We start from the raw sequence: 4,417 nt of genomic DNA, 5'->3' as shown, positions 1-4,417 counted from the left end.
CTCATAAGGCTTCACACCAAGAGCACTCATCGCATGCAAGTAGGCCTGCTCTTCTGGCTTGCCAAATCCAACTTCCTCTTCGATTTGGATATGGTCGAAATAGTCAGCTAGTATGAAGCGCCCTATCTTAACGCGCTGAGCCTCAGCCGCACCGTTGGTAACAAGCGCAATTTTTAAGCCCCTTCGCTTTAGTTCAGCGAGGACCTCGTAGGCATCAGGGGAAATCCTGATCTGATCTTCGCAGAATGCCGTAAACTCATCTGCAATTTGGTTTGCAACATCAGGCGGCGGCAGATTGTAGCCCGCTTCAATTAATGCAGCGAACGCTCCTGCGACGATTTCACGGCGAGCTCCCGGCATTTGAACTCGCCAGATGCGATTGCGCTCCGCATCCGACCAGAATTTTTTGGAAAACGTCTTGATAGCTGATGTAACTACGCTAGCGGGCAACGCCTCGGAGGCACCAATCACCTTGGCGACTACGTCAAGCCATGCAACATCAGGGCGACTGAGCGCGAGAAGGATGGTATCGTCAAGATCTGTTGCCGCCGGTGTAAATCCGCACTTTTTTGGCAGCACAAGCTGCCGCGTATGGGTCATGAACAAGGGGCCGTCTTCGGCCCCTTGTTGATCAGGCGTGCGGTGATTCTCAGAACGGCAGGTCGTCGTCGTCGATATGACCGACGGGTGGAGACTGACGCTGCTGGCGCGTCAGATCTTGCAAATTGGTTTGATAGATGGACCAGGTGAGGCAGTCCCGCGGAATGTGGTGCTCTGGCGCGAAGGGACGCTCGGTCTTGGATGGAATGGTCATGGCGTTGCCGCCGCTTAGTTGTCTTGCGTTTGGCCATCATTTTCCTCCCCGGCGTTGCTTGGCGCGCTGTTCGGCTCGTTCGCGGGCTTCCTTGACGCGGTAGGATTCGCCGTCGATAGCAACGATTTCCGCGTTGTGCATGAGGCGATCGACCATGGAGACGACGCAGGCGGCATTGGGGAAGACGTCGCGCCATTCGGCGAATGGCCGGTTGGTTGTCACAACGGTGCTCTTCTGCTCGTAGCGCCTTGAGATCAGCTCGAACAACAGATCGGCATGACGGTTGGAATAGGAGAGGTATCCGACTTCGTCGATCAGAAGGAGTGCCGGCGCGGCGTAGTACCGTAACCTACGGCGGAGGGCGGAATCGCTGTCCAAGGCGGCGAGGTCGCCGAGCAACTGGCCGGCGTTGGTGAACAGGACGGTGTGACCGTGGATGAGCGCCTGGTGGGCGAGATTGCGCGCCAACGTCGTCTTGCCGACGCCATTCGGACCGACGAGTACGGCATTGGTGGCGTCCTTGAGGAAGTCGAGCGACATCAACGCCTCGAAGGTGGCGCGATCACAGCGTTTGGGCCATGTCCAATCGAAGTCGCAGACGGCTTTGAAGCGGCCGATATGGGCGTCCTGGAGACGGCGCTCCAGGCTTCGGCGCGCCCGCTCTTGCTCTTCCCAGTCAAGCATCTGTTCGACCCAGGCTCCCGCTTTGGCGAGAGCTGGCTCGGCGACCGCTTCCGACCAATGAGCCAACAGGCCGTGCAGGCGCAGAGCTTTGGCGCGCGCATGCAGTCCCTCAAGATTCTTCATGGTTGTGATCCTTCAACTGGTCATAGGTCTCGAGAGAATGCGGCCGCACGGCCACGTCGCGCGCACGCACATGGGCTGGCAACGTCATGTCGACCGGCGGGACCTGTTGGCGGTCTTCGCGGCGGCGTTCCAGCGCCAGGCGTACGGCATTTGGATGTGGCACATCGCGATCGAGCGCCGCCATGATGGCAGACTGCAGCTCGGCTCCCCCGTAGCGTCGCAACAGACGCATCAGGGCAGCCGTGATGGCGCCGAGATTGGCACCCCGCTCAGCGGCGCGAACCAGCAATTTCTGGCTGGCTGGAGCCGCGTGGGCGAGATGATCGGTGGCGCGCTCGCGGTGTGCTTCACGCTTTTGATCGATGAGGGCCTGGATATGGGCGGGATCCTCAATCCGCTCGCCCTTGTCGTAACTGCGCGGATGGCTGGCCAGTATCTGCTGTCCATCGACGATGCGGACCCGGTCGGGATCTGCCAGCACGGTGAGCGATCGCCGCACATGGCTGTGTGGCACCGAGTAGTCGTTTTTATCGAAGCGGACGTAAGGCGTCTTGCTGACCGAGACCGCCACCTGCTCGACGACCGGATAGGGATTGTCCGGCAACTTCATAAGATAGGGGGCCTCCTGGGCAAAAACTTCGCGGACCGTTAGGGAGTCCTGATCCGGGCAGCGCCGATCCGCCGTCGCGCCCTGGCACCATTCGTCGGCCTGGGCATTGAGGTCTTCGACATCTGCAAACTGGCGGCCGGCAAAGAAGCCATCCCGAACGTAGCGCACAGCGCGCTCGACCCGGCCTTTTTCATTTCCCCTGGCGACGGCGACAGGACGCGGCTCGTAACGGTAATGCCCGGCGAAGTCGAGCAAGATGGGATTGAAGCGGATGGCGTCGCCGCGGCGCTCCAGCACGGCGCTTCGTAAGTTGTCGTACAAAATGACTCTCGGCACCGCGTTCCAAACCGCGAAGGCGCCGATATGGCCGCGCAGGAAGTTCTCCATGCGGGCATCGAGAAAGAAGCGCAGGAAGATCTGGCGCGAGAAGCTCAGGACCGCGACAAAAGCCATCAGCGGCCGGCGGGCCCGGCCGATCACCACATGGCCAAAATGTCCCCAATCGACCTGAGCTTGTTCGCCAGGCAGGGTGCGCAGACGCAAATAAGCTTCCGCCGGTGGCCGTGGTCGGTGACAAGCAATGATATGGCGGAACTGGCTTTGACCGCCGCGATAGCCGCGCTCCTGCACCATCGCGTGCAGGCGGCTCGCCCTCAGCGTCGGGAACTTCGCCAGGGTCTCGTGGATGAATGGCAGATACGGATCGATTTTCGAGGGGCGGCGCAGCCTCTCGATGCGCGGCAGGCCGGCCTGGGCTAACACCCGGGCGACGGTGTCGCGGTGAACGCGCAGTTGTTTGGCGATCGTTCCGATCCGCCAGCGTTCAGCATGGTAATAGCGCAGGATCTGCGCCTCGATGTCAGGGGGGATGGTCACGGCGACGTCCTCTTCGATTACTCCACGGGCCGCGGCTGCGTTGCAGGAAGTTGCGGCGAACAAGCTGCGGACAGCGACGGCCGCAGCAATGACAGTGCCATCGCGGTCGGCTGATGCTGTCCGCAGACATTTGTGCCGTCGCGCCCACAGCCTGGTCCTCGGGCACCAGATCATCCAATCGATCCGGCATGGAACCCTGATGCGTCACGTTATTTTTGCGCACCCGGTGGCGGCGTGCTCGCGCCGCATGGTTGATGCGGCCGCGGCGGCTCGTCTGGTAACGCCGACCGGCGTCGCGCTGCGAATGTCGGCGCGCTTTCCCAGCGCAGCCGTCGGCGCAGTACATGTGACCGCGATCGCAATGGCTGCAGATAAGCACTTGGACCCGGCAGCCATGGCACAAGAACAGCCGCGCAGGCGTTCCATCAGCTCCGTCATGGCAGTCGCCGTTCCCATGTGCGGATGCACGCACGTGCTGTAGACGCAATCCCTCCCGGGTGCGATCATGCCCCTGCATTCGTGCTCCTGCACGGTGTAGGGCACGGCGCCGATGCGAACTGCCACGTTGGGATCGGTGCCGTGCCTGCCTTCGAATATCGACAGGTTCTTATCGCGACAGCCGATCGCAGTCAGGCGCGGCGCGTCCGAGAACGGCCAAAACTCACAGCTACAAGTCTAGAAATTGGAAGAAGGCGGCACCCTTTGCTGCGATGGCGATTGGGCTGGGGGGCGCGTCAATCAAGATGACAATGCCGGCCATGACCCGGCTATCCGAGCGGCCATCGTTGTCGCTCGTGGGCCCCTCACATCCCGCGGATTGCCCAGGTGGGTCCACAGGCTCCTCCCGCCCCTCCGCTTCGCTGCGCGCGAACCGCGCTCCGCTACGGGGCGGGGCCCTCCTATGGACTACCTGGACAATCCGCTACCGGGGTCAATCGCGGTGCAGGTTCACGTGCTGCCAAAAAAGTGCGGATTTCGACCGGCGTTCACATTTCTTCCGAGAACGACGCGATCATATCAGCGTCCCGTAACCTCCTAGCTGTGGGGCCCTGCGGAAACCCTGGTGGCCTGAGACACCGGTCGGAGCATCTGGGTCCCATTGGCCTGATGTCCTCCTGGCAATGAACGACCAAAGCGGGCACGGTCGCTAAACCAAGCCTGACGAGAGACGGAAATACTTTAGACCGTCGAGAGTGGCGGGATCGTTGGACCGGTCTCGCCGAAGTCCTCTTGCGCAGACAAGCAGAGGGGAAACGGGGCTCACCGCACTGCCGGTCCCGACCACGTCGAGTGGTTCCTCTGGTCCGATG

The 4,417-nt window shown here is 61.6% G+C and carries 4 protein-coding genes; all 4 read right to left on the bottom strand.

Annotated elements, in window-relative coordinates:
- Window positions 1–600, bottom strand: a 600-nt coding sequence (locus tag ABR948_RS29010; RefSeq protein WP_428124670.1) for an HAD family hydrolase, incomplete at its 3' end; no start/stop codon positions are given.
- Between the two features lie 49 nt (window positions 601–649).
- A complete protein-coding gene (locus ABR948_RS29005) occupies window positions 650–814 on the bottom strand; it encodes a hypothetical protein (RefSeq protein ID WP_428124668.1) in 165 nt (54 codons plus the stop codon).
- Window positions 815–850: 36 nt separating this feature from the next.
- The gene (gene istB, locus ABR948_RS29000) at window positions 851–1,621 is read right to left on the bottom strand and encodes an IS21-like element helper ATPase IstB (protein ID WP_428124666.1); all 771 of its coding nucleotides are present in this window, start codon (window positions 1,619–1,621) and stop codon (window positions 851–853) included.
- A complete protein-coding gene (gene istA, locus ABR948_RS28995; protein WP_428124664.1) occupies window positions 1,608–3,107 on the bottom strand; it encodes an IS21 family transposase in 1,500 nt (499 codons plus the stop codon). The genes istB and istA overlap by 14 nt, the downstream gene beginning before the upstream one ends.
- Window positions 3,108–4,417: the final 1,310 nt, after the last annotated feature.

The organism is Bradyrhizobium sp. (genome assembly GCF_050014615.1).
Classification (GTDB): Bacteria; Pseudomonadota; Alphaproteobacteria; order Rhizobiales; family Xanthobacteraceae; genus Bradyrhizobium.
The sequence above is the reverse complement of the archived record's forward strand: the minus strand, read 5'-3'. Positions and strand labels throughout refer to the sequence as shown.

Coding starts and splice junctions, on each gene's coding strand:
- istB (WP_428124666.1), bottom strand. CDS start 1,621: ATGAAGAATCTTGAGGGACTGCATGCGCGCGCCAAAGCTCTGCGCCTG.
- ABR948_RS29005 (WP_428124668.1), bottom strand. CDS start 814: ATGACCATTCCATCCAAGACCGAGCGTCCCTTCGCGCCAGAGCACCAC.